Genomic DNA, 3,209 nt, shown 5'->3' on the forward strand with positions numbered 1-3,209 from the left:
GACTCCTCGGGCGTCGAGCGGTGGCTCTCGACGACGAAGTCGCTACCATCGGTGCGGCAGTTGTGTTCGCACCCGGGCGGCTGCCAGTTGACCGGCTGTTGGCCCTCGTCGGTGTGGACCAGCGCCGCGCCGTCGGGCTTGAGCATGAGATGGCGGTCGCCGGGGCCGAGTTCCGAGGCGGCCCGGCCCTCGTAATCGACGGTACAGCGGCCGAACAGCGTCACGAGGGCATCGCGGTCGAGACCATCGCGGACGAGTTCGGCGGCTTCGGCGGGCGTGGGGTCGGTGCGGGTACGCGCGGCTGCTGGGCTGGGTTCCGATCCCCGTTTGCCGCCGTCCGTCGGCTCGTCCTTTGACACGGTCGAGCGTAGTGGTGTCGGGCGTTTAAGCCTCGCGTTCGCCGGCCGTCGCGGTCGAGGCCGCGTCCTCGACGAGCCAGACGACGGTGCCGCGGTCGGCGTCCAGCCACCGGAGCGCGCGGACGACGGCTGGGCCGTCGAGGCCGCTGGTATCCCGGACGGCCCGGGCGCCGGCCAGCCACCCGCGGAGGTAGGCGGCGTCCTGCTGGCCCTCGTAGCCGACCAGCGCGCCGGCGGGGCGACCCTCGCCGGTTTCGACCGGGAAGACGAGGTAGGTCCGTACCTCGAACTCGGGGTCGACGACGAACAGGGCCTCGTGTTCCAGCGGGTCGATTCGGTCACAGACCTCGGCGAAGGTGAGGCCGGTCGCTATCGGATCGGGGTCGACCGCCCGGTCGTGGCTCTCGGAGAGGCGGCCGCCCTGCGCGTCGAGGAGGTCGGCCGCGCGGTCGGCGGCCCACGCGTCGTCGGGCGGGCCGCCGAACGGCGTTTCGGGGGTGAGGTCCTCGGGGGCGAGGCCCCAGTGTGCGTAGTGGCAGTCGTAGCCGTCGCGGTCGTAGGCGACGAGGACGCGGTGGCCCATCGGGGCCGTCTGGCCGCGCCTTCGGCCATAAACCCGCGGTCAGGCGTAGCCGTCGGGGGCCTCGATGTCGCGGCCACGGTGCGAGCCGATGCCCTGCAGGACCTCGATGGCCCGCATGAATCCCTCGGACGTTATCTCGCCGATGAAGCGGCCGTCCTCTACGACGATCACGCGGTCGCTTCTCGACTCGCCGAGGGCCTGCATCGCCTCGAAGGCGTCGGCGTCGGGGTCGACGCTCGGCGGTGCCGGTCCCATCACGTCGGCGACGGTGGTCGAATCCCGTTTCGCGGGGTCGACGTTCCGGACCGTATTCAGCGTCACGAGGCCGGTGACGGTGCCCTTCTCCATCACGGGGTAGGCGACCGTCCGCTCGGTGACCACGCGGTCGAGGAACTCGGCGACGGTCGTCTCGGGGGTGACCGTCCGCACGTCCGTGGACATGAGGTCGCGGGCGGTCATGTCGGCAAGCAGGTCCCGCATGACGGTCGCGCGGGATTCGGCGCCGGCGGCGACGTAGACGAACATCGCCACGAGCAACAGGATGGGCGCAAAGGCGAGCACGGCGACGACGGCCAGCAGGATGGCCATCCCCTTGCCGACGGAGGCGGCGGTCTGTGTGGCCTCGGCGTAGGGCCGCGAGCGGGCCAGCAGGGCCCGGAGGACGCGGCCGCCGTCCATCGGGAACGCCGGAATCATGTTGAATATCGCCAGCGTGAGGTTGATGACCGCCAGCCAGCCGATGACGAAGACCACGACGGGTTGGGCGGGGACGACGAACAGCAGGCCGTAACAGGCGGCGGCGACGAGGAGGCTCATCGCGGGGCCGGCCAACGCGACGTAGAACTCGACGTTCCAGTCCTCCGGGAGGTTCTCCATGTGGGCCATGCCGCCGAATATCCACAGCGTGATGGAGGTGATGGTGATGTCGTAGCGCCGGGCCGTCCACGAGTGGCCGAGTTCGTGCAGCAGGACGCCGACGAACAGTCCGAGCGCCGCGACGATGCCGATGACGGTGGGCGTGTTGCCGGTCTGCAACAGCGCGATGTCGACCTCGTGTGGCGAGATGCCGGCGACGAAGCCGGCGTAGGCGGTCAGCTGTGCCGGGCGGCTGATGAGCCACGCGAGGACGGGTAGAAAGATCAGGAACGTGATGTTGAGTCGGATCGGGATACCGGTGATCGTGCCGACGTGGAAGTTCCGCATGACTCACTCGTCGGGCCGAGCCTTCAAAACGATGCGGCCCGGAGACGCTACTCGACCTCGATGACGGTCCCACACTCGGTGCAGACGAGCGTCATCTCCTCGGGGTCGGGCATCCGTTCGTCGTCGGGGTCGTCGGCGACGACGTCGTGGACGGTCTCCTCGCCGCAGGTCGCACAGTCGAACAGCACCTCCGTCTCCGCCCACCCGTGCCGGGGGGTGCCGACGCCGACCGCGAGGGCGACGACCGGTTCGTCGCTTCGGTTGCCACCGGACTGATAGAGGCCGCCCCGCTCGAAGTGGACGAACTCGCCGGGACCGACCGCGTGGGTTTCGGGCTCTGCTCCCGGCCCCGCCTTCGTCTCGAAGGTGGCCGTCCCCTCGAGGACGTAGAACAGTTCCTCCTGGTCGTGGTGGGTGTGGAGTCCACCCGAGAAGGTCTCGCCAGGTTCGAGTTCGAAGTAGACCATCGCAAAGCCCATCGACTCGACGGCCCGTGAGAGGGGCTTGCGGTGGCTGTTGATTCCCATGAAGTGCGGGACGTTCTCGACGTCGTCTACGGCTCCCGTTTCCATGACAGAGGTACACACGCCCCCTCGGGTTAACTGTTGTTCCGGTGCGGACGGCTGTGACCGTCGAATGGGGGACGATTACTTATAAAAGAGCGGTCGTCACCCGGGCGTTCCCCGGCGCGTTTCCGGTCGAACGGGCCGACCGTTTCGGATCGGGTTCGGTCCGGTGTTGTCGTGCGGTTACTCGGCTTCGTCGGCGCCGGGGGCGTTCCGCTTGACGCTGTCGACGGCGTCCTGGGCGGCGCTTCGGGAGGAGTACCCCTCGCCGGAGTCGGCGAGGATGTTCCCGTTGCGGTGGCGGAGCCGCCAGCGCCACTCCTCGCCCGCGTCCTCGTAGATTTCGAAGGCCGCCCGGCCGATGTCGAGGACGTCGGCGTCGGGGGCGTACTTTTGCATGCGCTCGATGGCGTCTCGGGCGCCGGACTTGTCGCTGTAGCCCTCGCCGGAGTCGGCGATGATGTTGCCGTTGCGGTGGCGGAGTCGCCAGCGGTACTC

At 69.2% G+C, this 3,209-nt stretch carries 4 protein-coding genes and 1 pseudogene; all 5 read right to left on the bottom strand.

All coding sequences use genetic code 11. From position 1 onward, the window contains the following. Positions 1-359 (bottom strand): annotated as a pseudogene (locus V5A53_RS14070) (hypothetical protein); the annotation flags it as partial. Positions 360-384: 25 nt separating this feature from the next. Continuing rightward, positions 385-942: a DUF6735 family protein gene (locus tag V5A53_RS14075; protein ID WP_332314244.1), complete on the bottom strand. Its 558-nt coding sequence runs from the start codon at positions 940-942 to the stop codon at positions 385-387. A 39-nt stretch (positions 943-981) separates the two neighbouring features. Continuing rightward, a complete protein-coding gene (locus V5A53_RS14080) occupies positions 982-2,145 on the bottom strand; it encodes a site-2 protease family protein (protein WP_332314245.1) in 1,164 nt (387 codons plus the stop codon). A 47-nt stretch (positions 2,146-2,192) separates the two neighbouring features. Beyond that, positions 2,193-2,717 carry a cupin domain-containing protein gene (locus V5A53_RS14085; RefSeq protein ID WP_332314246.1) on the bottom strand — a complete coding sequence of 175 codons (525 nt, stop codon included), beginning with the start codon at positions 2,715-2,717 and terminating at the stop codon, positions 2,193-2,195. A gap of 177 nt (positions 2,718-2,894) precedes the next feature. Then, a partial coding sequence (locus V5A53_RS14090) for an HVO_2922 family protein (protein WP_332314247.1) occupies positions 2,895-3,209 on the bottom strand: 315 nt, incomplete at its 5' end.

Source organism: Natronomonas sp., assembly GCF_036625485.1.
In the GTDB taxonomy this organism is placed as follows: Archaea; Halobacteriota; Halobacteria; order Halobacteriales; family Haloarculaceae; genus Natronomonas.